24 protein-coding genes and 1 pseudogene are annotated in these 24,880 nt (G+C 70.9%); 9 read left to right on the top strand and 16 right to left on the bottom strand.

The window, feature by feature from the left end; genetic code table 11:
• The first annotated feature begins 63 nt into the window (after positions 1-63).
• Entirely contained in the window at positions 64-1,617 is a 1,554-nt protein-coding gene (locus OG842_RS34555) for an alkaline phosphatase D family protein (protein WP_266735247.1), read from the top strand.
• 59 nt (positions 1,618-1,676) lie between these two features.
• On the opposite strand, the gene OG842_RS34560 is transcribed toward OG842_RS34555, so the two are convergent.
• The 5 genes from OG842_RS34560 to OG842_RS34580 form a co-directional block, all read right to left on the bottom strand.
• A complete protein-coding gene (locus tag OG842_RS34560) occupies positions 1,677-1,835 on the bottom strand; it encodes a hypothetical protein (protein WP_107408259.1) in 159 nt (52 codons plus the stop codon).
• Between the two features lie 66 nt (positions 1,836-1,901).
• Entirely contained in the window at positions 1,902-2,852 is a 951-nt protein-coding gene (locus tag OG842_RS34565; RefSeq protein ID WP_266735245.1) for a cytochrome c oxidase assembly protein, read from the bottom strand.
• Positions 2,853-2,963: 111 nt separating this feature from the next.
• Positions 2,964-3,992: a 6-phosphofructokinase gene (locus tag OG842_RS34570; protein ID WP_266735243.1), complete on the bottom strand. Its 1,029-nt coding sequence runs from the start codon at positions 3,990-3,992 to the stop codon at positions 2,964-2,966.
• Between the two features lie 143 nt (positions 3,993-4,135).
• Positions 4,136-4,861, bottom strand: coding sequence for a type 1 glutamine amidotransferase (locus tag OG842_RS34575; protein ID WP_266735241.1), 726 nt, complete (start codon positions 4,859-4,861; stop codon positions 4,136-4,138).
• 34 nt (positions 4,862-4,895) lie between these two features.
• Positions 4,896-6,134, bottom strand: a complete 1,239-nt coding sequence (locus OG842_RS34580) for a Mur ligase family protein (RefSeq protein WP_189544649.1) — start codon at positions 6,132-6,134, stop codon at positions 4,896-4,898.
• A 114-nt stretch (positions 6,135-6,248) separates the two neighbouring features.
• Between OG842_RS34580 and def the strand changes: the two genes are divergently transcribed.
• Positions 6,249-6,812 carry a peptide deformylase gene (gene def, locus OG842_RS34585; RefSeq protein WP_266735235.1) on the top strand — a complete coding sequence of 188 codons (564 nt, stop codon included), beginning with the start codon at positions 6,249-6,251 and terminating at the stop codon, positions 6,810-6,812.
• A gap of 41 nt (positions 6,813-6,853) precedes the next feature.
• Here the strand turns inward: def and OG842_RS34590 are convergent, their stop codons facing one another.
• Positions 6,854-7,504, bottom strand: coding sequence for a TetR family transcriptional regulator (locus OG842_RS34590; protein ID WP_266735234.1), 651 nt, complete (start codon positions 7,502-7,504; stop codon positions 6,854-6,856).
• Between the two features lie 174 nt (positions 7,505-7,678).
• Here OG842_RS34590 and OG842_RS34595 point away from each other — a divergent pair, with 174 nt between their 5' ends.
• On the top strand, positions 7,679-8,905 hold the full coding sequence (locus tag OG842_RS34595; RefSeq protein WP_266735233.1) for an acyl-CoA dehydrogenase family protein: 1,227 nt from the start codon (positions 7,679-7,681) through the stop codon (positions 8,903-8,905).
• A gap of 68 nt (positions 8,906-8,973) precedes the next feature.
• Here OG842_RS34595 and OG842_RS34600 read toward each other — a convergent pair whose 3' ends face one another.
• The 3 genes from OG842_RS34600 to OG842_RS34610 form a co-directional block, all read right to left on the bottom strand.
• A complete protein-coding gene (locus tag OG842_RS34600) occupies positions 8,974-9,462 on the bottom strand; it encodes a glutathione peroxidase (RefSeq protein ID WP_266735231.1) in 489 nt (162 codons plus the stop codon).
• A 217-nt stretch (positions 9,463-9,679) separates the two neighbouring features.
• Entirely contained in the window at positions 9,680-10,222 is a 543-nt protein-coding gene (locus tag OG842_RS34605) for a GNAT family N-acetyltransferase (protein ID WP_266735229.1), read from the bottom strand.
• A 13-nt stretch (positions 10,223-10,235) separates the two neighbouring features.
• Positions 10,236-10,817 carry a helix-turn-helix domain-containing protein gene (locus OG842_RS34610; protein ID WP_266735228.1) on the bottom strand — a complete coding sequence of 194 codons (582 nt, stop codon included), beginning with the start codon at positions 10,815-10,817 and terminating at the stop codon, positions 10,236-10,238.
• Between the two features lie 160 nt (positions 10,818-10,977).
• Between OG842_RS34610 and OG842_RS34615 the strand changes: the two genes are divergently transcribed.
• The gene (locus tag OG842_RS34615; protein WP_266735227.1) at positions 10,978-11,418 is read left to right on the top strand and encodes a DUF7144 family membrane protein; all 441 of its coding nucleotides are present in this window, start codon (positions 10,978-10,980) and stop codon (positions 11,416-11,418) included.
• Positions 11,419-11,436: 18 nt separating this feature from the next.
• Here the strand turns inward: OG842_RS34615 and OG842_RS34620 are convergent, their stop codons facing one another.
• Together OG842_RS34620 and OG842_RS34625 are read right to left on the bottom strand one after the other, a co-directional pair.
• The gene (locus tag OG842_RS34620; RefSeq protein ID WP_266735225.1) at positions 11,437-12,768 is read right to left on the bottom strand and encodes a chloride channel protein; all 1,332 of its coding nucleotides are present in this window, start codon (positions 12,766-12,768) and stop codon (positions 11,437-11,439) included.
• Positions 12,769-12,937: 169 nt separating this feature from the next.
• Positions 12,938-14,362 carry a DUF2252 domain-containing protein gene (locus OG842_RS34625; protein ID WP_266735223.1) on the bottom strand — a complete coding sequence of 475 codons (1,425 nt, stop codon included), beginning with the start codon at positions 14,360-14,362 and terminating at the stop codon, positions 12,938-12,940.
• Between the two features lie 293 nt (positions 14,363-14,655).
• Here OG842_RS34625 and OG842_RS34630 point away from each other — a divergent pair.
• Positions 14,656-15,479: pseudogene (locus OG842_RS34630) on the top strand (glycoside hydrolase family 15 protein); the annotation flags it as partial.
• Between the two features lie 52 nt (positions 15,480-15,531).
• Here OG842_RS34630 and OG842_RS34635 read toward each other — a convergent pair.
• Both OG842_RS34635 and OG842_RS34640 read right to left on the bottom strand, forming a co-directional pair.
• Positions 15,532-17,301, bottom strand: coding sequence for a cation:proton antiporter (locus OG842_RS34635; protein ID WP_266735221.1), 1,770 nt, complete (start codon positions 17,299-17,301; stop codon positions 15,532-15,534).
• Positions 17,302-17,350: 49 nt separating this feature from the next.
• Positions 17,351-18,196 carry an SDR family oxidoreductase gene (locus OG842_RS34640; protein WP_266735219.1) on the bottom strand — a complete coding sequence of 282 codons (846 nt, stop codon included), beginning with the start codon at positions 18,194-18,196 and terminating at the stop codon, positions 17,351-17,353.
• 286 nt (positions 18,197-18,482) lie between these two features.
• Between OG842_RS34640 and OG842_RS34645 the strand changes: the two genes are divergently transcribed.
• Positions 18,483-18,926: a DUF6325 family protein gene (locus OG842_RS34645; RefSeq protein WP_266735217.1), complete on the top strand. Its 444-nt coding sequence runs from the start codon at positions 18,483-18,485 to the stop codon at positions 18,924-18,926.
• Positions 18,927-19,034: 108 nt separating this feature from the next.
• Complete coding sequence (locus OG842_RS34650; RefSeq protein WP_266735215.1) at positions 19,035-19,331, top strand: SHOCT domain-containing protein; 297 nt, start codon at positions 19,035-19,037, stop codon at positions 19,329-19,331.
• Between the two features lie 66 nt (positions 19,332-19,397).
• Here the strand turns inward: OG842_RS34650 and OG842_RS34655 are convergent, their stop codons facing one another.
• The gene (locus OG842_RS34655) at positions 19,398-20,057 is read right to left on the bottom strand and encodes a hypothetical protein (protein ID WP_266735213.1); all 660 of its coding nucleotides are present in this window, start codon (positions 20,055-20,057) and stop codon (positions 19,398-19,400) included.
• A gap of 106 nt (positions 20,058-20,163) precedes the next feature.
• On the opposite strand from OG842_RS34655, the gene OG842_RS34660 reads away from it, so the two are divergent.
• Entirely contained in the window at positions 20,164-20,415 is a 252-nt protein-coding gene (locus OG842_RS34660) for a DUF6011 domain-containing protein (protein ID WP_266735211.1), read from the top strand.
• 86 nt (positions 20,416-20,501) lie between these two features.
• On the opposite strand, the gene OG842_RS34665 is transcribed toward OG842_RS34660, so the two are convergent.
• Both OG842_RS34665 and OG842_RS34670 read right to left on the bottom strand, forming a co-directional pair.
• A complete protein-coding gene (locus tag OG842_RS34665; RefSeq protein ID WP_266735210.1) occupies positions 20,502-21,374 on the bottom strand; it encodes an acyl-CoA thioesterase in 873 nt (290 codons plus the stop codon).
• A 49-nt stretch (positions 21,375-21,423) separates the two neighbouring features.
• Entirely contained in the window at positions 21,424-23,997 is a 2,574-nt protein-coding gene (locus tag OG842_RS34670; protein ID WP_266735208.1) for a DEAD/DEAH box helicase, read from the bottom strand.
• A 78-nt stretch (positions 23,998-24,075) separates the two neighbouring features.
• Between OG842_RS34670 and OG842_RS34675 the strand changes: the two genes are divergently transcribed.
• A complete protein-coding gene (locus OG842_RS34675) occupies positions 24,076-24,867 on the top strand; it encodes a metal-dependent hydrolase (RefSeq protein ID WP_266735206.1) in 792 nt (263 codons plus the stop codon).
• Positions 24,868-24,880: the final 13 nt, after the last annotated feature.

Raw genomic sequence — 24,880 nt, forward strand, 5'->3', positions numbered from 1 at the left:
GGGACGAGTTTCATGCAAATGAACAGAGCGTCAAGTGGTACCGGAGGGTTCGGGAGACGGGTGATGCTCGGCGGAACGGTCGGCATGGCCCTGGCCGCGTCCGGCCTGTCGGCCGGCCGGGCCTGGGGTGACACACCCTTCCACGAGGACCCGTTCACCCTCGGCGTCGCGTCCGGCGATCCGTGGCCGGACGGGGTCGTCCTGTGGACCCGCCTCGCCCCCCAGCCCCTCGCGCCCGACGGCAGCGGCGGCATGCCGCCGTACGCCGTCGACGTGCAGTGGGAGGTCGCCCGCGACGACCGCTTCCGGTCCGTCGTACGCCGGGGACGGACCCGGGCGGTGCCCGAGCTCGCCCACTCCGTCCACGTGGAGGTCTCCGGACTCCAGCCGGACCGGCACTACTACTACCGCTTCCGCGCCGGCCGCATGCACAGCCCGGTCGGCCGCACCCGCACCGCGCCCCCGCCGAACAGCCGGCCCAGGGAGCTCGACTTCGCCTTCGTCTCCTGCCAGGCGTGGTTCGAGGGCTTCTACACCGCCTACCGGCACCTTGCCGAGGAGGACGTCGACCTGGTCCTGCACCTCGGCGACTACATCTACGAGAACGCCATCGACGCCATGGGGGGCGTGCGCAACGTCCCCGTGGCCGCCGAGCTGCGGCCCGAGCCGATGAACCTCGTCCAGTACCGCAACCGCCACGCCCTCCACCGCTTCGACCCCGACCTCATCGCCGCCCACCAGGCCCACCCGTTCGCCCTCGTCTGGGACGACCACGAGGTCGAGGACAACTGGGCGCGCGACAAGTCCAAGGCAGACACCGAGCCCGACCAGGACCCGGCGGTCTTCCGCGAGCGCGCGGCGGCAGCCTTCCAGGCCTACTACGAGCACCTCCCGCTGCGGCTGCCGAACAAGCCGAACGGCTTCGAGGCACGCATGTACCGCCGTCTGCGCTACGGGCGGATGGCCACCTTCCACATCCTCGACACCCGGCTCTTCCGCGACGACCAGCCCTGCGGCGACGGCACCAGGAGCGGCTGCGACGAACGGCTGACACCGGGCCGCACCATCCTCGGCCCCGAGCAGGAACAGTGGCTCTTCAACGGCCTCGGGCGCTCCGACGCGACGTGGAACATGATCTCCCAGCAGATCCCCGTGACCCAGGTCGACACCGACCCCGGCCCCGGCCAGGCATTCGTGATGGACTTCTGGGACGGTTACGTGGACGCCCGCCAACGGCTGTTCAAGGAGCTCACCGACCGCAGTGTGAGCAACCCGGTCGTCCTCACCGGCGACATGCACCGCCACCTCGCCGCCGATCTCAAGCAGAACTTCGACGATCCGGGATCACCGACGCTCGGTGTCGAATTCGTCGGTTCGTCCATCTCCACCACCAAGGACGGAATGGACCTGGACCCCTCCGGCGCCAGGCTGCTCGCGGCCAACGAGCACATAAAGTTCACAAACTTCCAGCGCGGATACGTGCACTGCTCGCTGACCCGGAACAGCTGCCGCGCCGACTTCAAGGTGCTCCCGTACGTCACCACCCCCGGCGCACCCATCTCGACCCGGACCTCCTACGTGACCGAGGCCGGTCATCCAGGGCTCCAGGAGGCCTGAGGAAACACCCGCCGAGCGGTGCCCCGGGAACGGGGCGCCGCCCGCGCGGATCCCCGGGATCAGGACTCGCGCGTCGCCGCCATTCCCAGGGTGATCAGGCCGAGCACCACCCAACCGAACCAGAGCCAGCCGCTGCTCCCCAGGGCCACCGTGTAGGCGGTGACCACGACCAGGGCGGTCAGCGTGAGCACTCCCATGGCCTTCGTGGATCCGGACATGCCCGCACCCTCCTCATCGGCCGTGCGGCCGTGGATGCCATCGTCACCCCTGAGGCATGCCCACCGCTACTGCCCGCGCGCCTGCAATGAGGCGAGATAGGCGTTGTACGCCTGCAGCTCCTGGTCACCGTCCCGGTCGGCCCGGCGGTCCGAGCGCTTCGCCGTCCGCTGCTCGGAGCGGTACCACTGGAAGACCAGCGCGATCAGCACCAGCACCGAGGGGATCTCACTGAAGGCCCAGGCGATACCGCCCGCCCAGCCCTGATCGCTCAGTGCGTCGATGCCCAGCGAGGCCGGCGGATTCTGGTACGTCCCCACCATCGGGGTGGTCGCCATCATGAGGGCGATACCGAAGAACGCGTGGAACGGCATCCCGGCGAACAGCTCCAGCATCCGCATCACATAGCCGGGGCGGTGCGGCCCCGGGTCGACGCCCATGATCGGCCAGAAGAACACCAGGCCGACCGCGAGGAAGTGCACCATCATCGCGATGTGACCGGTCTTCGAGCCCATCAGGAAATCGAAGAGCGGGGTGAAGTACAGCCCGTACAGGCTGGCGATGAAGAGCGGGATCGTGAAGGCCGGATGCGTGATGATCTTCATGTACCGGCTGTGCAGCAGCTTGAGCAGCAGCTCGCGCGGCCCCGTGCGGCCACGGCCCGCGACCGGCAGTGCACGCAGCGCCAACGTCACCGGAGCGCCCAGCAGCAGCAGGATCGGCGACAGCATGCTGATCACCATGTGCTGCACCATGTGCACGCTGAACATGACCATGCCGTAGTCGTTGAGCCTGGTGCACATCACCAGGGCGATGCTCAGCACGCCGACGACGAAGAACACGATCCGGCCGACCGGCCAGTCGTCCCCGCGTCTGCGCAGCCGCAGCACGGCGTACGCGTACAGGCCGATGCCGAGAACGCAACCGATGAGGAAGAAGGGGTCCGCGGAGAATTGGAGCCCACGTCCCAGCGTGAACGGCGGCAGATCCATGTTCATGCCGTGCCCGCTGTGATCCATCTGTTCACTCCTGCTGGGGGCATCCCCGTTTCGTGCCGGTTGTCCCGACCAGAGTAGAACTGCCCCCGGCCGCAGCTGCGGCCGGGGGCAGTCCGAAGGACGAGGCGTCGCTCAGAGCACGCACTCCGCCTCGGCGTACCGCTCGGCCGGGACCGTCTTCAGCGTCTCCACGGCCTTGTTCAGCGGCACCATCACGATGTCCGTGCCGCGCAGCGCCGTCAGCATGCCGAATTCGCCGCGGTGCGCCGCCTCCACCGCGTGCCAGCCGAAGCGGGTGGCGAGCACCCGGTCGTACGCGGTCGGCGTGCCACCGCGCTGCACATGGCCGAGGATCACCGGGCGGGCCTCCTTGCCCAGACGCCGCTCCAGCTCGCCGGAGAGCTGCGTGGCCATGCCGGCGAACCGCTCGTGCCCGTAGATGTCCTTGGTGCCCTGCTCGATCTCCATCGACGTGCCCTCGCGGGGCTTGGCGCCCTCGGCGACGACGACGATCGCGAACTTCTTGCCCGCCGAGAAACGCCGCCCGACCACCTCGGTCAGCTCGTCGATGTCGAAGGGGCGCTCCGGCACGACGATGGCGTGCGCGCCGGCCGCCATGCCCGAGTGCAGGGCGATCCAGCCGGTGTGGCGGCCCATGACCTCGACGATCAGCACCCGCTGGTGCGATTCGGCGGTCGTCTTGAGCCGGTCGAGTGCCTCGGTCGCGACACCGACGGCGGTGTCGAAGCCGAAGGTCACATCCGTGGAGGCGATGTCGTTGTCGATGGTCTTCGGTACGCCGACGATCGGCAGCCCCGCCTCGGAGAGCAGGTTGGCCGCCTTCAGCGTGCCCTCGCCGCCGATCGGGATGATCGCGTCGAGACCGAGGTCGGAGACGTGGCCCCTGGCCTGCTCCACCCCGCCGCGCAGATGGGCGGGCTGGACCCGGGAGGAGCCGAGGATCGTGCCGCCCCGGGCGAGGATGCCGCCGACCGCGTCGAGGTCGAGCTTGCGGTAGTCGCCCTCCAGGAGGCCTTTCCAGCCGTCGTGGAAGCCGATGACCTCGTCGCCGTGGTCGACCACCGCGCGATGAACGACGGAACGGATGACGGCATTGAGGCCGGGGCAGTCGCCGCCGGAGGTGAGAACACCAATTCGCATTGCCCGGGAAACCTTTGCAACGTGGGCCGACGACCGGACCACGTCGTCCGGTTGGATCCCCGCCACCCTACCGGCGCAGGGTGGCGGGACCGAACCGGGCGTCCGCCTGCTGGACTCCGCTCAGACGAGCGAAAACCGCCTCATCAGGCGGGCTGTGTCGCCGACGCGATGCGCTCCGCGCGCAGCGCCTCGTACCAGCGGTCGTCCGTCGGCGGCAGGGCGTTCACATCGAGGGCCAGCTTCAGCAGCAGGTCCGCGATCAGCGGGTTGCGCGCCATGACGGGGCCGTGCATGTACGTACCGAAGACGGTGTCGTTGTACGCGCCCTCGGTGCCGTCGCCGGTGCCGTTGCCCCGGCCGAGCTGCACCCGGGCGAACGGCCGTGCCGTCGGGCCGAGATGCGTGACGCCCTGGTGGTTCTCGAACCCGGTCAGCGGCGGCAGGCCGAGCTGCGGGTCGATGTCGGCCAGTACGTCACCGACGCACCGGGCACCCTCGCCGCGGGTGGAGACCACGTCGAGCAGCCCCAGACCGGGCTCGCGCTCACCGAGGTCGTTGATGAACTCGTGACCGAGGATCTGGTAACCCGCGCAGACCGAGAAGATGATCGCGCCGTTCGACGCGGCCCGGCTGAGCCCGCCGTCGCGGCGCAGCCGCTCCGCGGCGAGCCGCTGCGGCCGGTCCTCGCCGCCGCCGATCAGATAGATGTCGCCGGACGTCGGGACCGGCTGGTCGCTGCGCACGTCGACGCGCTGCACGTCGAGACCGCGCTGCCGGGCCCGGCGCTCCACCACCAGCGCGTTGCCCTGGTCGCCGTAGGTGCTGAGGAGGTCGGGGTACACCCAGACCAGACGCAGACCGTTGCTCATGCTTCGTCCTCTCCGGAGGTGGCCGGGGCCGGGGTCAGTTGCCGACACGACGGCGCAGATCCTGGAAGGCGGTGTAGTTGGCGATGACCTCGATACGGCCGGGTGGGGCCTGTTGCACGGCCTCGTCGAGGTTCTCGCAGACCCGGAAGTCGAGACCGGCCACTTCGAGCCGGACCGCCAGGTCCAGCTTGCGGTCGCCGAGCACGAAGATCGGGTGACCGGCGAGCTGGGTGTAGTCCACGTCCCACAGCCAGGAGGTGTCCGTGCCGTCCGCGCCGCGGGCGTTGACGGAGAGGATCACCGGCGTGGGCGGCGGGTCGATCAGGGAGAACGTCTCCAGCCAGCCCGCCGGGTTCTTCGCCAGCAGCAGCCGCAGCTCACGGCCGAGGAAGGACACCACGTCGTAGCGGCCCGCGACGGCCTGCACCTGGTACATGCGCTCCAGCGCGACCTGCGGCGGCACACCGAAGACGGCGGCCACGGCGGCGGAGCTGGTGGCGTTGGCCTTGTTGGCGCGGCCGGGCAGCTGGAGGTGGATCGGCCACGCCGAACCATGCGGGTCCAGGACGTAGTCGCCGTGCAGGACCCAGCTGGGAGCGGGCCGGCGGAATCCGCACTCGCCGCAGAACCAGTCGTCGCCGGGGCGCTGCATCACACCGCCGCAGGACGGGCAGGACCAGGCGTCGTCCTTCCACGCCTGTCCCGCCGCGACCCACACCACATTGGGGGAGGAGGAAGCGGCCCAGACGATCAGCGGGTCGTCGGCGTTCGCGACGATCACGGCCTTCGAACCGGACAGCCCCTCACGCCACTTCTCCGCCAGCATCCGGGTCTCCGCCGCGCGGTCCAGCTGGTCGCGGGAGAGGTTGAGCAGTGCGATCACCTTGGGCGTCGTGTCGCGCGCGACCCCGGCGAGGTACTTCTCGTCCACCTCGATCACGCCGTACTGCGCGTCCGAGCCGCCGGCCAGCGCGGAGGTGATGCCCGCCGGCATGTTGGCGCCGAGCGCGTTCGACACCACCGGGCCCGCGGCCCGCAGCGCCTCGGCGATCAGCCGGGTGGTCGTCGTCTTGCCGTTCGTCGCCGACACGAGGATCACGTCCAGGTGCTGCGCCAGCCGCCCCAGCAGGTCGGGGTCGAGCTTGAGCGCCACCCGGCCGCCGATCACCGATCCGCTGCCGCGCCCAGCGGCGCGTGACACCGCCGCCGCGGCCTTGCCCGCCGTCACGGCCAGCTTGGCCCGTGGCGACAGCGGCTCCGTGTTGCCTGCCATCGTCCTAGATCCTCCTTGCATCGGTCCACGCCCAGCCTATCGATGTCCGGCGCTACGGCCGCACCCTGGCACCGCCGGGAAGGTGGAGGTCACGTGGAACGTACGATTGCGGCCATGCGAAACCGCCCGATCCCCGGCAGTTCCGGACTGATTCGTGCCATGAGCCTGCTCGGTGATCCGGTGCTGCACGGGAGCTGTGAACCCGTCACGGACTTCGGTCCCGCGCTCGCCCGGCTCGTCGAGGACATGTACGCCACCATGTATGCGGCCGAGGGCGTCGGCCTCGCGGCCAACCAGATCGGCGTCCCCCTGCGGGTGTTCGTCTACGACTGCCCGGACGACGACGACATCCGTCACCTCGGGCACCTCGTCAACCCCAGGCTCGTCGAGGCCGACGGCATCACCGTACGCGGCCCGGAGGGCTGCCTCTCGCTGCCCGGCCTCGAAGCGGGCACCCCGCGGTTCGACCGGGCCGTCGTCGAGGGCTTCACGGCCGACGGCGAGCCGGTCCGGGTCACCGGCACCGGGTTCTTCGCGCGCTGTCTCCAGCACGAGTGCGACCATCTCGAAGGCAAGGTCTACACGGACCGGTTGACCGGGCTGCGCCGCAGGAGGGCGCTGCGGGCGGCCCGCCGGGCGCCCTGGGCGCGCACCGGTCGGGCCACGTCCGGGGTCTGAGGCTGTCGGGAGGTCCCGACCGGAGGTCGCCCGACGGCCGCTCAGAATCCGGGGCCGCCCGGCCGGTCGCCCGCGGCTGACAGCCGGCCCCACAGCAGATCGGCCAGGCTGCTCACCAACTGCTCGCGGGAGCAGGGGCGTTCGCCCAGCCACCAGTCGCCCGCCGCATGCATCATGCCGACGATGCCGTGGCCCCAGATGCGTGCCATGGCCTCGCTGTCCGGGCCGAGGTCCACCCGCTCGGCGATCACCAGGGCGAGTTCCTCGCCGAGCCGGCGCAGCAGGGGTGCCGAGTGCCGTCCGACGTCGAAGCCCTGCTCCGTCGAGGGCGCCGCGTCGTCGGACGGGTGCATCAGGAAGCGGTAGACCTGTGGGCGGGCCTCGATGGCCGCGAGATAGGTGTCGAGCGTCGACTCGACGCGCCGGCGGCGCTCGGCGGGGGCGTCGAGCGCGGCGCGCAGGGCGATCAGCAGGGCGTCGGTGTGGCGCTTGGCGAGGGCGCGGTAGAGGCCGCCCTTGTCGCCGAAGTGCCGGTAGAGGATGGGCTTGGTGATCCCGGCCTCCGCCGCGATGGCGTTCATCGAGGCCCCCGGCCCGTCCCTGAGCACCACGCGGTCGGCGGCTTCGAGCAGCTCGCGGCGGCGGCTCTCGGCCGCTGTCCGCTGTCGCTCTGCCTGTCGTGTGCTCTCCATGTCGCCTCTCCCCGCCCCTGGCCGTGCATATTGCGTCCTGCCTGCGCAACGTAACACCCTGCCCAACGCGATGTGGATCCCAGCCGGGGCGGTTGACAGAGGCTACTTGTCGGTAACAGACTGCGGTTACCGCAAGTAACGAGTGGTTTTTCACAGCAGTACGTGGAGGGGAACATGTCCGAGTTCACGCTCGAACTCAACGATGACCAGAAGCAGGTCCGTGACTGGCTTCACGGCTTCGCAGCGGATGTGATCCGTCCGGCGGCCTCCGAGTGGGACGAACGTGAGGAAACGCCCTGGCCCGTCATCCAGGAGGCGGCCAAGGTAGGCATCTACTCCCTCGACTTCTACGCCCAGCAGTTCTTCGACCCTACGGGCCTCGGCATCCCGATGGCCATGGAGGAGCTCTTCTGGGGGGACGCGGGCATCGCCCTGTCCATCGTCGGTACGGGCCTGGCGGCCGTGGGCGTCCTCGCCAACGGCACCGAGGAGCAGATCGGCACCTGGATCCCGCAGATGTACGGCGACGCCGACGACGTCAAGGTCGCGGCCTTCTGCTCCTCCGAGCCGGACGCCGGTTCCGACGTCGCCTCGATGCGCACCCGCGCCGTGTACGACCAGGCCAAGGACGAGTGGGTGCTGAACGGCACCAAGACCTGGGCGACCAACGGCGGCATCGCCAACGTCCATGTCGTCGTCGCCGTGGTCGACCCGGAGCTGGGCTCCAAGGGGCACGCCTCGTTCATCGTGCCGCCGAACACCCCCGGCCTCTCCCAGGGCCAGAAGTTCAAGAAGCACGGTATCCGCGCCTCGCACACCGCCGAGGTCGTCCTGGAGGACGTCCGGATTCCCGGCCACTGCCTGCTCGGCGGCAAGGAGAAGCTCGATCAGCGCCTGGCACGGGCCCGCGAGCGCGCCGCCTCCGGCGGTGAGCGGGTGAAGAACGCGGCGATGGCCACCTTCGAGGCGTCCCGCCCCGCGGTCGGCGCCATGGCGGTCGGCACCGCCCGTGCCGCGTACGAGGTGGCGCTGGACTACGCGAAGACCCGCACCCAGTTCGGCCGGCCCATCATCGACAACCAGGGCATCGCCTTCCAGCTCGCCGACATGCGTACGCAGATCGACGCGGCCCGGCTGCTGGTGTGGCGCGCCTCGTGGATGGCGACCACCGGCAAGCCGTTCACCTCGGCCGAGGGCTCGATGTCCAAGCTGTACGCGAGCGAGACCGCGAAGAAGGTCACCGCCCAGGCCGTCCAGATCCTCGGCGGCAACGGCTTCACCCGTGAGTACCCGGTGGAGCGGATGCACCGGGACGCGGCGATCTACACGATCTTCGAGGGCACCAGCGAGATCCAGCGCCTGGTGATCGCCCGCACCCTCTCGGGCATGCCGATCCGCTAGAGATCCGCGTTGCTCGATCGCCGGACGGGCCTTGTTCCGGCCCGCCCGGCGATCGAGGACACGGTCCGTCAGGCCGGCAGCTGGGCCTCGATGGCCGCGATGAGCTCGGGCGCCTCCGGCTCCGTGCCGGGGCGCAGGCGCGCGACCGGTACGCCCGCCGGCGAGATGAGGAACTTCTCGAAGTTCCACTGGACGTCACCGGCCTCGCCGTCCGCGTCCGCCAGCTGGGCCAGCTCGGCATAGAGCGGGTGACGGCCCTCGCCGTTCACATCGGTCTTCTCCAGCAGCGGGAAGCTGACCCCGTATGTCGTCGAGCAGAAGGTCTGGATCTCCTCCGGGCTCCCCGGCTCCTGGCCGGCGAACTGGTTGCACGGCACACCGAGCACGGTGAAGCCGCGGGCCGCGTACGAATTCTGGAGCCTTTCCAGGCCCTCGTACTGCGGGGTGAGCCCGCACTTGGACGCGACATTCACCAACAGGACGGCCCGGCCCCGGTAGTCGGCCAGGGACGTGGGCTCACCGGTGAGTGTGCGCAGGGGGATGTCGTGCAGCGTCATGAGGTCTCCTCGTGAGGTGTGGCTTCCACAGCCATTGTCACGCCCGGAACAGGTCCGTACGAAGCCCGTCCGCCGGCCGTCCGGAGCCCCCGCACGTTACCGACCTGCGGGAGTACGGCAGTCGCTGCGACCGCGGCATGACCCCGATGAGCGACCCGTGTACGGATACGGGCCGGGGATCGAACTCCTGTGCCTGGGCCGGGAGAACGGCGCACTCTCACCGGTCGGGCAGCGCCCGCGCGGGGCCGATCGCCTTGTAGTAGAGGGTCGTCGGCTTCAAGACCCCGGCCGGGTCCTCGGCATAGTCCGGGATCGAACCGCACTCCGTCCAGCCCGCCGAACGGTAGAGCCGCTCGGCGGGACTTCCGCTCTCGGTGTCCAGAACCAGCAGTGTGACGCCGGCCCCGGCGGCCGACCGCTCGGCCGCGTCGAGCAGCGACCGGCCCAGGCCCCGGCCGCGCGCCGACGGACGCACCATCAGCTTGGCCACCTCCGCGCGGTGGCGGGCGTTGGGCAGCCGGGCCCGGGACAGGGCGATGGTTCCCGCGATCCGTTCCGCGTCGCGGGCGATCCACACCTGGAGGAGACCGGCGTCCACGTCCCCGGCCCGCTCCCGCCACCAGACGGCGGCCACGTCGCGGTCCAGTGGCGCGAGGAAACCCACCGACGATCCGCCGTCCACGGTGTCCACCAGGAGTGCGGCCAACTCATCGGCGTAGGTGACCAGTTCGTTTCCGTATACGGCGACGATCTCGGTCATGCGTAAAGTCCTCTCATGGCAGAACGATCATCAGGGCATAGCGGACCTGTTCCGGCCCCGGACAGTGGAAGTGCGAGGGGCCGCGCAGCCGGAACCGAAGACAGTCGCCGCGGCGCACGGTGTGCACGGTGCCGTCGACGGTGATCTCGACCGTTCCCTCCAGCACCCACACGTGCTGCTCCAGGCCGGACACCGGTGCGTCGTCGTACGCGATGGCGGCCCCCGCGTCGAGGGTGCCCTCGATGACCTCCGCGCGCAGGCCGGTGTGCGGCGGCGAGACCGAGCGGCGTACGAAGCCCGATGCCTCGTCCCGCCAGACCGGCTGCCGTGCGGCGGGGACGAGTTGCGGGGGCTCCGTCTCCACCTCCAGCAGGAGGCGGGACATCGTCCGTCCGTAGACCGTGCACAACCTGCCGAGCAGCGCGGCGGTCGGGCTCAACTCGCCGCGTTCCAGCCGCGACAGGGTGGAGCGGCTCACCCCGCTGCGTCGCGAGAGCTCGTCCAGCGACCAGCCGCGCTCGGTGCGCAGTTCACCCAGGCGCGCGGCGAGCCGGGCATCGACGGAGCCGGGCTCCGTCTCTTCGGTTTCTCTCATCATGGAGATGATATCCCTGTACGGAGACGGGTCGTGCGAGGGCGGCGGCCCCGGGCAGCGCTTGTTCTGCCGGGTGGGTGCCGACGTGACACCCTTGGTCTGGGAGGCCCGGGCGGTCACTCGGCCCGCCGGGTTGCCCTGCTACCCGAGGAGGCCGCAAATGGCCAGTACCAGCACTGGGCCGTCGGTGGCGCCCGCCGGCCCTTCGAGTTCGCACCATCCTCTCCAGATCGGCTGGACCGCCTTCGCGGCGGTGCTGATGATCTTCGGCGGAGCGATGGCGATCTTCGAGGGAATCGCAGCCATCGCCAGGAACAACGTATTCATCGCCACCCGTGACTATGTGTTCCGGTTCAATCTCGCCGGCTGGGGCTGGATCCACCTCGCACTCGGCATCGTCATCGTCATCGCCGGCTGCGCGCTGTTCACCGGAGCCGCATGGGCACGTGTGACCGGCATCGTGCTCGCGGGCCTGAGCGCACTCGCCAACTTCCTGTGGCTTCCCCACTACCCGCTCTGGTCCATCGTGCTCATCGCCATCGACGTCTTCATCATCTGGGCGCTGTGCGCCGATTCGTACGAGGAGAAGGAGAGCGTCTGAGGTCACGGCACAGGCCCCTCATCCTCGATCCGGCCGGGCGTCGGCCGGGGACGGCGCGAGCCTGAGCGTGACGACGTAGGAGACCACGACCGCGACGATCACGAGCGGCATGACGGTCAGGCCCTCGGACCCCAGCAGCAGTGTCGCCAGCAGCACCGAGGTCATCGGGAGCTTCAGCATCGCCACGCACATGGCGCCGATACCCATCGCGAAGCCCGACGTGAGGTCCAGTCCCGGCAGATGGGACAGGGCTGTACCGCCCGCCGCTCCGATGAACATCGCCGGGAAGACCGGGCCGCCCCGGAAGCTGCTCAAGGAAGCGCAGTAAGCCACCGCCTTGCAGGCGACCAGTACCACGAGCGTGCCCACCGAGTATCCGGCGCTCTGCGCCAGCAGCGGATCGAGGGCGTCCTCCCCGGAGTACAGCACCCCGGACGCGTCCCGGCCGGTGCTCTGCGCGTACACGAGAGCCGCCGCGCCGACGACCAGGCCCATGACGACGGTGGCCGTCACGGTCCGCCGTACCACCCGTGCCTGGAGGAACAGCGCGAACCACCGAATGCCCGTGCCGACGAAGGCCGCGGCCACGCCCACGACGAGCGCCCAGCCGAATCGCGCGAGGTCGGGCGCCGTGGCGCCGGGCACATGGTGAAGTGCCAGGGAGTACGTCCCGAGACCGGTCCACGAACCGAGTCCGGTGAAGATGAGCGCGCCGACGCCGGACGCCAGCAGACCCGGCACCAGGACCAGCCCGAGCATCATCCCGGCCAGCCCCGAGGTCTCCATCAGGAGAAAGGCTCCCAGGAGCGGCGACCCCAGCAGCGCACTGATCGCGGCAAAGCTGCCCGCGGCTCCCATCACGGCACTCGCGCCGGGATTGATGCCGGGCCGGACCAGGCGCGCCGCGAGCACGGCCAGTCCGCCGCCGAGCGCGATCAGCGGCGCCTCGGGACCGAGCACCGCCCCGAGGCCCAGCGAGGCGAGCGCCGCCAGCACGATGCCGGGCAGTTCCACCGCCGACGGCGCCCCCGTGCTCACCATCCCGTCGGCGGGCCGGTGACCGCCGATGCCCGGCAGGTGGCGGATGGTCAGCCCGACCAGCAGGCCCGCGACGGCGAGCAGCGGCACCGGCCACCAGGACGGTGTACCGGCGAACCCCAGGGCCCGGGGCAGGTCGTGGTAGGTGAGCGACTGGAGTTCGTGGACGAGCGCGAGGAAGCCGAACGCCACCGCCGAGACCGGGACTCCGAGAGCCGCCGCCATCACGAGGAGCACCGCGTAACCGCGGGTGCGGATCAGCGCGGAGGGGTTCACTGCCGCCGGGGGAGTCGCGGCGGGCTCGGTCGACATGATCGTTGTCTCCTCGGCGTCACAACCGTCCGGAACACGCTGTCCCGCAAGCGTTCACAAGGAGATAGCACAACGTGCGCATTCGGCCGTGATGTACCCGCTGTACGGGTGCGGTGATCTCCGTACCGCCATTCCCCTGGACCAGCGCGCGGGCGGCGCCGGGGGAGGCTCAGACGTCCCGGGTCGCGGGAAGCCGGCCCGCCCGCACCGCGTCGACGAGCGCCCGGTGGTCCCGCTCGTTGCAGTCGGCGTACTTCTCGGCGAAATACGTCAGCGCCCGGTCGAACGAGTGGCCGCGCCCCAGGTAAGCCGCGATGGCGATCCGGTCGCCCGAACGGGCATGGGCGCGGGCCAGCGCGGTGCCGCACGCCTCGCCGAGGACCCGCATGCCGGACGGCACCATGTCCTCCGGCTCCATGACACCCTTCCAGTCCCGCAACTGGCGTACGTAGAAGTCGCGGCGCCTGCCGTCGATCCCCTCCACCCGCTCCCAGCCGAGGAAGATGTCGCCCGCCGCCTGCATCAGCCGCTGTCCCGCGACCACGCGCTCGCCCTGGTTCCGGTACGGGCCGGGGCCGGCATGGGGCGCGAGCACCGAGGGGCCGGCCTCCTTGGCCTGGAGGAGGAGCGGATCCCCGCCGTCCCTGCCGAGCATCAGGATGATCCAGCAACGCGTACCGACGCTGCCGACGCCGACCACCTTGCGCGCCATGTCCACGAACCGGAAGTCGGAGAGCAGGGTCCGCCGGTCCGACGGCAGGCTGCGGCCGTAGCGGCCGATCAGTTCGCGGAACCGCTCCTGCGTCGCGTCGCGCTCGCCCGCCGGGAGCAGAGCGGCCACCGGTACGAGCAGCGGCGGGTCCGCCGCGATGCGCGGCTCTCCGTCCACCGCCACGGTGAGCTTGTCGAAGGCCCGAAGGCTGTCCCGGGTGCGGGCCTTGGACGCGGCCCGTGACAGCTTCCTGCGGCCGCGCTTCGCCAACTGCTGGGAGGCCAGCGCTTCGAGACGGCCGATGTCGGTCCGCGAGTACCACACGTCGAGATTGCGCATGCCGGCGAACCGGATCATCGACTCCCGGTACGCCCTCACCGTGGTCAGCACGATGTCCGCGCGCTCCTGGTCGGTGAAGCCGTTCGCCCGGCCCGCGACGACGAAGCTGGCCGCCAGGCGCTTGACGTCCCACTCCCAGGGCCCCGGTGACGTCTCGTCGAAGTCGTTGATGTCGAACAGCAGATTCCGTTCCGGCGAGGCGAACAGCCCGAAGTTCAGCAGATGGGCGTCCCCGCACAGTTGGGCCCTGATCCCACAGTTCCCGGTGGAGGCCAGGTCGGATGCCATGATCGCGGCGGCACCCCGGTAGAAGCGGAACGGCGACTCGGCCATCCGGCCGTAGCGGATCGGTACGAGTTCGGGCACCCGGGCCGCGGACTGGGCTTCGAGGACGGCCAGCGGGTCGGGCCGGTCGGCCGGCGGTTCGAACTCGGCGTGACTCGACCGCGGGGCCGCCCGCCGGGCCGCCCTCCCGCGAGCCGCCCGCTGCTCCGGCGTCGCGTCCGGTGCCGTCCTGAGCATCGAGGTCGCGTCCTGCGGCATCGGGTCCTCCTGACCGCTCACGGGCGTGCGCCACTGCGCCACGGGCGTATGCCGCTCCCGCCGACGCCCGCCTGCCCGGCCCCGGGGACGTCGCACCGGTCGGCGCGTCCGTGCCCCGAGTCCGATCATCGCGGCTCGGCCCGGTTCCGGCATCATCTGGACGTCGCCCGTCACGTCCCGCGTCCGGATCGCGACCGGCGGACGCCCGGGGCGGGGCGGGGCGGGGCGGTCCGGGCGAGCGAGCACGGGGTGCCTGGCGGACAGTGGAGGCCGGAGCGGTCCGTCCGTAAACGGGCTACCGGGGCTTTTACCGGGTACGGCTCGGCACCGCGGCCGTCGGCCAGTTGCAGCTCGACATCTACGGCGAGGCCCTCTACGCGCTGTCCGAGGGCCGCGAGGTGGGCATCCAGGCGGGCTACCGGGGCTGGCAGGTGGTGGCCCGGACCCTCGACTGGCTCGTGGACCGCTGGGACCGGCCCGACGAGGGCATCTGGGAGACCCACGGCGGACGGCAGGACTTCGCCTACAGCCAAGTGATGGGCTGGGCGGCGTTCGACCGCGGCCTGCGCCTGGCGGCCGATCTCAGCCGGCCCGCCGACACCGTCCGGTGGCCGGGCGCCAGCGACGCCATTCTCGAACAGGTCATGGGACGCGGCTGGAGCGAGTCCGAGCAGGCCTTCGTCCAGTACTACGGCAGCACAGTGCTGGGCGCCTCGCTGCTGCTGGTGCCCAGGGTGAGGTGCCTCGCCCCGAAGGACCCCGGCTGGCTCGCCACGCTCGACGCCATGGACCGCATGCTCGTCTCCGGCAGCTTCGTCTACCGCTACTACCCCGCGGCCTCCCCGGACGGACTGCGGGGCTCCGAGGGCACGTTCAGCCTCTGCACGTTCCTGCACGTCGACGCCCTGGCCCGCGCGGGCCGGCTGCGCAAGGCTCGCTACGCCTTCGAGAAGATGCTCGCGTACGCCAACCATGTCGGCTTGTTCGCGAGGAGATCGGCCCCAGCGGCGAGCAACTCGGCATCCTCCCAAAGGCGTTCACCCGCCTCTCGCTCATCACGGCGGCGCGGACCCTGGACGAGGCGCTGGACGCGGCACGCGCCAAGGAACGCGGCTGACGGCGCTCGGTGGTTGTCGGGTGCCCTCCGGCTACAGGACACCCCCATCCTCTCAGGGCGACGGCGGCCGGGACGGGGGCCCGAGGAGGACGGCGGTGTCGCCCGGCCGGGCATCCGGGGTGTGCGTGTGGGTCACCGGGGCGAGCAGCCCGTCGGCGCGTACGACGAACAGCACGTCGTGCCCGGCCGGTAGGGCCCCGTCGGCCCGCCGCGTGAGCATTCGGGCCCCGGCCTCGTACCGGCGGGCCAGCTCCGTACCGGTCAGACCGGTACGGAAGAGGGGCTCGCCCCCGGTGTACGGCGCCACCACACCCTGGCTGTCGGTGTCCGGAGCGAGCCGGTGGACCGGGCCCTCGACGCTCTCCCGCAGGGTCATCGCCGCCAGCGCGTTGAAGTCGTCCTCCTCGGTGAGCAGCAGCACACCGGTGATGCCCTCCAGCTCCGCCGCGGCACCCGAGGCAGCCGCGAGCAGCTCGCCCGTAGCCAGGGGCAGCCCGGCCTCCTCGATCCGGGCCCGCTGGCGCTCGGCACCCGCCCACATCAGCACGTCCAGCCCCGCCGAGTTCAGCGCGCGCCCCAGATCGACCGCCCAGGGCGCGCCGCCCACCAGCAGTGGCCGGGACCGGGAGGGGCGCAGCACCTTCAGCCGCCGGGCGACCGGAAGCGCCGTCAGGCCGTACAGCGTGACGGTGGCGACGATCACCACGAAGGTCGCGGGCAGGATCCGCTCGGCGCCGTCGACGCCCCGCGCCACCAGGGTCGCCGAGAACGTGGAAGCGGTCGCCGCGGCGACGATGCCACGCGGGGCCATCCACCCGATGAACCACCGTTCCCCGCCCCGGACATCGGTACCGGCCGTCGACACCAGGGCCACGAGGGGGCGCACCACCAGCACCAGGAGGGCGACCAGGGCGAGCGAGGGGAGCACCACGTGGCGCAGCGAGGCCGGGGTGACCGTGGCCGAGATGGAGATGAACAACAGGCCGATGATCAGCGAGACCAGGGTGTCGAGGAACGGCCGGCGGGCCGGAAGGTCCAGCCCCGGCAGATTCGCCATGGCCATACCCATCACGACCGCGGAGATGAGCCCGGTGTCCTCGCGGAGCGCGTCACAGGCGGCAGCGATTCCGATCACCGCGGCGATCTGCGCCGACGTGGCCAGTTCCTCGTTCAGCCGGGCCCGGCGCAGCAGCAGCCACAGCACACCGGCCCCGACCACGCCGCCCACCGCACCCACCGCGACGCTGGCCGAGAACTGTTCCAGCTGGCTTCCGAAACCCTTGAGTTCACCGGCGACCACGGCATGGAAGGCGAGCGCCCCCAGGATGCCGCCGACCGGATCGATCAGGGAGCCTTCCCAGACGAGGATGCGCTGCAGCCGCTCGGAGGGCCGTACGAAGTTGAGCAGTGGCCCGACGACCGTCGGGCCGGACACGACGAGGATCGCGCCCAGCATCACGGCCGCGCCCTTGGACATGTTCAGCACCGGCACCGCGAACAGCGCGGCGGACAGCCAGGTGATGAGCGCCCCCAGCCAGAGCAGCCTGACCACGATGCGACGCGTATGGCCCCGCAGCCGGCTGATCTCCAGGCCGAGCCCGGCCTCGTAGAGGATCACCGCCACCGCGAGCGAGACCAGCGGCGAGAAGGCCTCGCCGAGCAGCTTCTCGGGATTGACGTCGTCCGTCAGCGTCCCGGCGGCGAAGCCGACCGGCAGCAGGATCAGGAGGGCGGGAATCCGCAGCCGGCTCGCCAGCAGCTGGGAGCCGACCGCGAGCACCACGATGAGCCCCACACCCACCATTACTTCGTCAGCCGTCATGTCCGTGCCTCCTCGGATGCCAGGTGATCGGCCGCCCTCGGGAACAGGGTCAGCCTCCGGTGGCGAAGCCGGGGAAGAGAGTCATCCCGCCGTCGACGTAGAGGGTGGTGCCCACGACGTAATCCATCAGGTCGGACGCCAGCAGCGTCACCGCGGTGGCGATGTCCGGCGGATCGCCCACCCTGCGGTAGGGGATCAGCTTGAGGAGTTCGGCCTCGGCCTCGGGGGTGTCCCAGGCGCTGGTGTTGATGGGGGTGCGGATGGCACCGGGGGCCACGGCGTTGACCCGGATGCCTCGGGGTGCGCATTCCTGGGCCAGGGTCTGCATCAGCATGAGGACGCCGCCCTTGGACGCGGCGTAGTTCAGATGCCCCGACCACGGGATGATCTGGTGGACCGAGCTCATGCAGATGATCTTCCTGGCGGCGCGGGACACCTCGGGCACGACGCCCCGGCGGTCGAACTCCTTGACCGCCTCCCGGGCGCACAGGAACTGTCCGGTGAGATTGACGTCCAGCACCTTGTTCCACTGGTCCAGGGTCATCTCCGCGGCGGCGGCGTCCCGCTGCAGGCCGGCGTTGGCGACCAGGACGTCGACCGTGCCGAACTCCTCGACCATGCGGGCGAACATGGCGACGACCTGATCCTCCCGGGAGACGTCCGCCTCATGGGCGTACGCCCGCACGCCGAAGCCCTCGATCTCCCGCACCACGTCCTCGGCCGCCTCACGGCCGGCGACGTAGTTGACGACGACATCGGCACCCGCCCGCCCCAGCTCCACCGCGGTCGCCCTGCCGATGCCGGAGCTCGCACCCGTCACCAGTGCCTTCTGGCCTCGCAACAGGGGCAACGGCATCCGCTGCCGGGCCGCGTCCGCCGGTGAAGGTGAAGTCATCCTCGTCTCCCGTCGTCCCGCGCGTGGCGATGTCCGGGCCCCGCAGGAATCCGGACCGGCCCGGGCAGGCCGTCCGCGCGCGACAACCATCCGTGGCGGCCGGGCACGGGCTTGGCACGGCTCGCACCACTCGGCCGTCGGAGTGACCCGCTGTCCCTCCGACGGCCGAATGGTGCCGAGTCCGTCCGCCGCCACGACCGAGATGCGCACCGGCCCGCCCACTGTTCCAATGACGGAGGCACAGGCCCTGGCGGACCCGGGGCAGTCGAGATTCTGAGGAGCCGGTGTGAGCAGCGAGACCGACGAGACGGGGCCGATCGACTACCTGGTGATCGAATTCCCGAGCAGCCGGATGACGGGTGAGGGACTGCCCCTGCTGGTCGACCTGGTCGACCGGGGAATCATCCGGATCCTGGACCTGGTCTTCCTCCGCAAGAGCGAGGACGGAACGGTCGCGGGCGTGGAGCTCTCCGAGCTGACCGCGAACGGGCACGAGGACCTGGCAGTGTTCGAAGGGGTGTCCTCCGGCCTGCTCGGCCGGGACGACATCGACGAGGTGAGCGCGGTTCTCGAACCCGGCAGCGCCGCCGGGATCGTCATCTACGAGAACGTGTGGGCCGGACCGCTCGCGGCCGCGCTGCGCCGCTCGGGGGGACGACTCGTCGCCAACGGGCGCATCCCGGTCCAGGAGATCCTGGCATCGCTCGACGCGGCCGAGGCCGGGGTCTGAACAGGTCGGCCCCCGCAGCGCCGACCGGTCCTCGTGGCGCCGGCCGGCCCCCCGCACCAGCCAGTCAGCCGGCCCCCCCCGCACCAGCCAGTCAAAAGGAGATGCACCATGCCAGGCCTTCTTCGTGGCGTCGCCCGTACAGCGGTGATCGCCGGAACCGCCACCTCGGTCTCCAATCGGGTCTCCCGGCGGCAGGCGGGCCGCTGGGCGCGCCAGGACGCCGAGCAGGCGCAGGCCCAGCAGGCCGCCGCGGCGCCCCCGCCGCCCGCGCCCACGTCCCTCGCGCCGGAGGACGAGATGAGCAACAAGATCGCCCAGCTCAAGGACCTCGGCGATCTCAAGAGCCAGGGAGTGCTGAGCGAGAGCGAGTTCGAGGCCCAGAAGGCCAGGATCCTCGGCTCCTGACCGGCCCGGCCGGGCGACCGGGACCGCGCAGGCCCCGCCGGGCGACGGAGGCCCCGACGGCCCCGCTCACTCCCGCTTGTCGTCCCAGGGCGTGCCCAGCCAGCCGTCGAAGGTACGGATCAGTGCGCACAGCGCCGCCGCGAGCCGCCAGTCGACCCACGGCGCGTGGACATGGACCTCGTCGTCGTCCGAGAAGAACTCCAGCGGAACCTCCCGGCCGGCCCGCCAGATGACGCGCCGCGGCCCGCGAGCCACATCGCCCCCGCCGCTCAGCAGGCTGCCCACGCCGATCGCCACCTGGACCGGGAACAGCAGCCACCACACGTACCACCAGAAGATCCGGCCCTTGAAGCCGACCGCCTCCGGGCAGCCGGTCTGGGCGACCGTCCAGCGGGTCCGCAGCCCCTTGCCGTGGAGAGCCTTCTCCCGGACGAGCGTGCCGATCAGCTCGCCCTGCGCGCCCAGCACCCGGTACGTGGCCACGCCGTCGGCCGCGGACGCGGTGACGAGGGTGGCCAGCCGGGTCCGGCGCTCGCCGTCGGACCACAGGACGAAGGAACGCACCCCCGACTTGCGGGCCGCGAGGTACGCGGGTATCCCGCCCTCCGGCAGTTCGCGCTCCACATGGGCGACCACCCGGGACTCGCCTCCGGGCGCGTCGGCGAACTCGACGACATGGCCGACGGGCGAGACCGCGGCCGGCTTCATGGTCAGCACGCTGCTCACCGGTGAACTCCTCCGTTGTGTGCTGCTCGGACGTCTGTGTACTGCTCGGATGTCTGCTTGCTGCTCGGACGTCGCACAGCGGACGGCGCCCTGAGAAGATCGATCCGTGGAATCCGCCGAGCCCCTCCCCGAGCCGTTCCCCGGAACCGGCGCCGAGCCCCCGCCCGGGGACGACCCGGCCGGCCGCACCGCCCGCCGGAAGGTGGTGCGCTGCCGCATGTGCGGCCGCCCGCTCACCGGTACGGCCTCACGCCGCACCGGCCTCGGCCCCGCCTGCGACGCCAAGCTCCACCCGGCGCCCCCGGACATCCGCACCCGCCGCCACGAGGTCGAGCAGGACCCGCTGCCCGGCGTCTGACACGAGGAAGCGGGCCAGGGCCTCTCGTTGCGATGCACGGGCACCGGGCCCCGCTCCCTGATCCGGCCTGATCCAGACGAAAGACCCTATGCGCCGAGACGGCGGAACAGCCCCTCCTGCACCACGGACACCAGCAGGTTGCCGTCCCGGTCGTAGATCCGGCCCCGCGCCAGCCCCCGGCCGCCCGTCGCGACCGGCGACTCCTGGTCGTAGAGGAACCACTCGTCCGCCCGGAACGGACGGTGGAACCACATCGCGTGGTCCAGCGACGCCATGTCGAAACCACGCGGCCCCCACAACGGCTCCACCGGGATACGGACCGCGTCGAGCAGCGTCATGTCGCTGGCGTACGTCAGCGCACATGTGTGCACCAGAGGGTCGTCGCCCAGCGGGCCGACCGCCCGCATCCACACCGCGCTGCGCGGGTCCGCGTCCTCGACCTCCTCCTTCGTCCAGCGCAGCCGGTCGACGTACCTGATGTCGAAGGGCTGCCGGCGGGCCATCCTCTCCAGGGCCTCCGGGAGCGCCCCGAGGTGTTCCCGGACCTCCTCGGCGACGGTCGGCAGCTCCTCCGGATCCGGGACCTCGCGGGCCGGCGGCAGCTGGTGCTCGAAGCCCGCCTCCTCCGGCCGGTGGAAGGACGCCGTCAGATTGAAGATCGTCCGGCCCTGCTGGACGGCCGTGACCCGGCGGGTGGTGAACGACCGGCCGTCCCGGACGCGCTCCACCTCGTAGACGATCGGCACACCCGGCCGCCCCGGACGCAGGAAGTACGCGTGCAGCGAGTGGACCGGCCGGTCCCCGTCGGTGGTCCGGCCGGCCGCCACCAGCGCCTGCCCGGCGACCTGCCCGCCGAAGACCCGCTGCAGGGACTCCTGCGGGCTGCGCCCGCGGAATATGTTGACCTCGATCCGCTCCAGGTCGAGCAGATCGACCAGGCGCTCGGCGGGGTTCGTCATGCGGTTCGTCTCCACTCTCGCAACGGTGCCGCGCCCGCGGCGTACGTCCTCACAGCTGACCGACGGAGGTCACGCGGACCACGGCCCGGCCCTCCTCGTCGGAGGCGGCCAGGTCGATCTCCGCGCTGATGCCCCAGTCGTGGTCGCCGTTGGGGTCGGCGAAGGTCTGCCGGACCCGCCACAGCCCGTGCGCCGCGTCCTCGTCGATCTTCAGCAGCTTCGGACCGCGGGCGTCCGGACCGGTGCCCAGGTCGTCGTACTCGTCCCAGTAGGCGTCCATCGCATCGCCCCATGCGTCCTCGTCCCAGCCCGCGTCGCTGTCCAGCTCGCCGAGCTCGCCCACCTTGTCCAGCGCGGCCAGCTCGACCCGGCGGAACATCGCGTTGCGCACCAGCACCCGGAAGGCGCGGGCGTTGGCCGTGACCGGCTTCACCTCGTCGGCCCGCTCCTGCGCCTGCTCGGCGGTCTCCACCTCGGGGTTGGCCAGCTGCTCCCACTCGTCGAGCAGACTGGAGTCCACCTGCCGGACCATCTCGCCGAGCCAGGCGATCAGATCCTCCAGGTCCTCGGACTTGAGGTCGTCCGGGATGGTGTGCTCCAGCGCCTTGTACGCACTGGCGAGATAGCGCAGCACGATGCCCTCGGTGCGGGCCAGCTCGTAATTGGAGGTGAACTCCGTGAACGTCATGGCGCGTTCGTACATGTCACGGATCACGGACTTCGGCGAGACGGGGTGGTCGCCCACCCACGGGTGGCTCCTGCGGTACACGTCGTACGCGTGCCACAGCAGCTCGCTCAGCGGCTTCGGGTACGTGACCTCCTGGAGCAGCTCCATCCGCTCCTCGTACTCGACACCGTCCGCCTTCATCTGCCCGACCGCCTCGCCGCGCGCCTTGTTCTGCTGCGCGGCGAGGATCTGCCGGGGATCGTCGAGCGTCGACTCGACGACGGAGACCATGTCCAGCGCGTACGAGGGGGAGTCCGGGTCCAGCAGGTCGAACGCGGCCAGCGCGAAGGTGGACAGCGGCTGGTTGAGCGCGAAGTCCTGCTGGAGGTCGACGGTGAGCCGGACGATCCGGCCCTCCGCGTCCGGCTTGTCGAGCTGTTCCACGACGCCGCCGTCCAGCAGCGAGCGGTAGATCGCGATGGCCCGGCGGATGTGCCGCAGCTGCGCCCGGCGCGGCTCGTGGTTGTCCTCCAGCAGACGTCGCATCGCCTCGAAGGCGTTGCCGGGACGGGCGATCACGGACAGCAGCATGGTGTGCGTGACGCGGAAGCGGGAGGTCAGCGGCTCCGGGTCGGACTGGATCAGTTTGTCGAACGTGGTCTCCGACCAGGCGACGAAGCCCTCGGGGGCCTTTTTGCGGACCACCTTGCGCTTCTTCTTCGGGTCGTCGCCGGCCTTCTTGACGGCCTTCTCGTTCTCGATGACGTGCTCGGGAGCCTGCGCCACGACGAAGCCCGCCGTGTCGAAGCCGGCCCGTCCCGCGCGGCCGGCGATCTGGTGGAACTCACGGGCGCGCAGCGTACGCACCCGGGTGCCGTCGTACTTGGTGAGCGCGGTGAACAGCACCGTACGGATGGGTACGTTGACGCCGACGCCGAGGGTGTCCGTACCGCAGATCACCTTCAGCAGGCCGGCCTGGGCGAGCTTCTCCACCAGGCGCCGGTACTTCGGCAGCATGCCCGCGTGGTGCACCCCGATGCCGTGCCGCACATAGCGGGAGAGGTTCTGGCCGAACTTGGTGGTGAAGCGGAAGTTGCCGATCAGATCGGCGATCTTCTCCTTCTCCTCCTTGGTGCACATGTTGATGCTCATCAGCGACTGCGCCCGCTCGACGGCCGCGGCCTGGGTGAAGTGCACGATGTAGACCGGCGACTGCCTGGTGTCCAGGAGTTCGGTGAGGGTCTCGGTGATCGGGGTCAGCCGGTACTCGTAGCTGAGCGGGACCGGCCGGGTCGCCGAACGCACCACGGACGTGGGGCGGCCGGTACGGCGGGTCAGGTCCTCCTCGAACATCCGGACGTCGCCGAGCGTGGCCGACATCAGGATGAACTGGGCCTGCGGCAGCTCCAGCAGAGGGATCTGCCAGGCCCAGCCGCGGTCCTGCTCGGCGTAGAAGTGGAACTCGTCCATCACGACCTGGCCGATGTCGGCGTACTTGCCGTCACGCAGCGCGATGGAGGCCAGCACCTCGGCCGTGCAGCAGATCACCGGGGCATCCGCGTTGACCGAGGCGTCGCCGGTGAGCATGCCGACGTTCTCCGTACCGAACAGCTTGCACAGGTCGAAGAACTTCTCCGAGACCAGTGCCTTGATCGGCGCGGTGTAGAAGGTGACCTTGTCCTGGGCCAGCGCGGTGAAGTGCGCACCCGCCGCGACCAGGCTCTTTCCGGAGCCGGTCGGGGTGGAAAGGATCACGTTCGCGCCGGAGACCACCTCGATCAGTGCCTCCTCCTGGGCCGGATAGAGGGTGATGCCCCGCGTCTCGGTCCATGACGAGAAAGCCTCGAAGAGGGCGTCGGGGTCGTCGGTCGGGGGCAGCTGATCGATAAGGGTCACGCCCCCATCTTGCCTGCCTTCCGCCCGGATGAGGGAACCGGACGACGGTATGAAGATCATGGGCGATACGCTTCCCACTCAACTCGGCCGTGCCACAACGGCAATGGCAGCGATACGACTCTGGGGGCGGGAAGAACCATGATGGGACCGGCACACTCTCTGTCGGGGGCAGCGGCCTGGCTGGGGGTGGGCGCGGCGGCGGCGGCCGCCGGTCATGCGATGCCGTGGCCCGTCCTCGTCGTCGGGGCGCTGATCACCGCCGGAGCCGCGCTGGCCCCGGACCTCGACCACAAGTCCGCGACCATCTCGCGCGCCTTCGGGCCGGTGTCCCGGGGGGTCTGCGAAATCGTCGACAAGCTCTCGCACGCTGTCTACAAGGCGACCCGGATGCGCGGCGACTCGACCCGCAACGGGGGCCACCGGACACTGACCCACACCTGGGTGTGGGCGGTCCTGATCGGTGCCGGAGCCTCCGCCGCGGCGATCACCGGCGGCCGGTGGGCGGTGCTTGCGATCCTCTTCGTCCACCTGGTGCTCGCCGTCGAAGGGCTGCTGTGGCGGGCCGCCCGGATGTCCAGCGACGTCCTGGTCTGGCTGCTCGGCGCGACCAGTGCCTGGATACTGGCCGGTGTCCTGGACAAGCCGGGCAACGGCTCGGACTGGCTGTTCACCGCCCCCGGCCAGGAGTACCTCTGGCTCGGGCTGCCCATCGTGCTCGGCGCCCTCGTGCACGACATCGGCGACGCGCTCACTGTCTCGGGCTGCCCGATCCTGTGGCCCATCCCGATCGGCCGCAAGCGCTGGTACCCGATCGGCCCGCCGAAGGCCATGCGGTTCCGGGCCGGCAGCTGGGTGGAGCTGAAGGTGCTGATGCCGGCGTTCATGGTGCTCGGGGGAGTGGGCGGAGCGGCCGCGCTGAACTTCATCTGACCCGCCCCGCCCC

It is taken from the genome of Streptomyces sp. NBC_00376, from assembly GCF_036077095.1.
Lineage (GTDB): Bacteria > Actinomycetota > Actinomycetes > Streptomycetales > Streptomycetaceae > Streptomyces.

Bases quoted from the DNA above. Each gene is read 5' to 3' on its own strand.
- OG842_RS34555 (WP_266735247.1), top strand. From the start codon at position 64: ATGCTCGGCGGAACGGTCGGCATGGCCCTGGCCGCGTCCGGCCTGTCG.
- OG842_RS34560 (WP_107408259.1), bottom strand. From the start codon at position 1,835: ATGTCCGGATCCACGAAGGCCATGGGAGTGCTCACGCTGACCGCCCTG.
- OG842_RS34565 (WP_266735245.1), bottom strand. From the start codon at position 2,852: ATGGATCACAGCGGGCACGGCATGAACATGGATCTGCCGCCGTTCACG.
- OG842_RS34570 (WP_266735243.1), bottom strand. From the start codon at position 3,992: ATGCGAATTGGTGTTCTCACCTCCGGCGGCGACTGCCCCGGCCTCAAT.
- OG842_RS34575 (WP_266735241.1), bottom strand. From the start codon at position 4,861: ATGAGCAACGGTCTGCGTCTGGTCTGGGTGTACCCCGACCTCCTCAGC.
- OG842_RS34580 (WP_189544649.1), bottom strand. From the start codon at position 6,134: ATGGCAGGCAACACGGAGCCGCTGTCGCCACGGGCCAAGCTGGCCGTG.
- def (WP_266735235.1), top strand. From the start codon at position 6,249: ATGCGAAACCGCCCGATCCCCGGCAGTTCCGGACTGATTCGTGCCATG.
- OG842_RS34590 (WP_266735234.1), bottom strand. From the start codon at position 7,504: ATGGAGAGCACACGACAGGCAGAGCGACAGCGGACAGCGGCCGAGAGC.
- OG842_RS34595 (WP_266735233.1), top strand. From the start codon at position 7,679: ATGTCCGAGTTCACGCTCGAACTCAACGATGACCAGAAGCAGGTCCGT.
- OG842_RS34600 (WP_266735231.1), bottom strand. From the start codon at position 9,462: ATGACGCTGCACGACATCCCCCTGCGCACACTCACCGGTGAGCCCACG.
- OG842_RS34605 (WP_266735229.1), bottom strand. From the start codon at position 10,222: ATGACCGAGATCGTCGCCGTATACGGAAACGAACTGGTCACCTACGCC.
- OG842_RS34610 (WP_266735228.1), bottom strand. From the start codon at position 10,817: ATGAGAGAAACCGAAGAGACGGAGCCCGGCTCCGTCGATGCCCGGCTC.
- OG842_RS34615 (WP_266735227.1), top strand. From the start codon at position 10,978: ATGGCCAGTACCAGCACTGGGCCGTCGGTGGCGCCCGCCGGCCCTTCG.
- OG842_RS34620 (WP_266735225.1), bottom strand. From the start codon at position 12,768: ATGTCGACCGAGCCCGCCGCGACTCCCCCGGCGGCAGTGAACCCCTCC.
- OG842_RS34625 (WP_266735223.1), bottom strand. From the start codon at position 14,362: ATGCCGCAGGACGCGACCTCGATGCTCAGGACGGCACCGGACGCGACG.
- OG842_RS34635 (WP_266735221.1), bottom strand. From the start codon at position 17,301: ATGACGGCTGACGAAGTAATGGTGGGTGTGGGGCTCATCGTGGTGCTC.
- OG842_RS34640 (WP_266735219.1), bottom strand. From the start codon at position 18,196: ATGACTTCACCTTCACCGGCGGACGCGGCCCGGCAGCGGATGCCGTTG.
- OG842_RS34650 (WP_266735215.1), top strand. From the start codon at position 19,035: ATGCCAGGCCTTCTTCGTGGCGTCGCCCGTACAGCGGTGATCGCCGGA.
- OG842_RS34665 (WP_266735210.1), bottom strand. From the start codon at position 21,374: ATGACGAACCCCGCCGAGCGCCTGGTCGATCTGCTCGACCTGGAGCGG.
- OG842_RS34670 (WP_266735208.1), bottom strand. From the start codon at position 23,997: ATGATCTTCATACCGTCGTCCGGTTCCCTCATCCGGGCGGAAGGCAGG.
- OG842_RS34675 (WP_266735206.1), top strand. From the start codon at position 24,076: ATGATGGGACCGGCACACTCTCTGTCGGGGGCAGCGGCCTGGCTGGGG.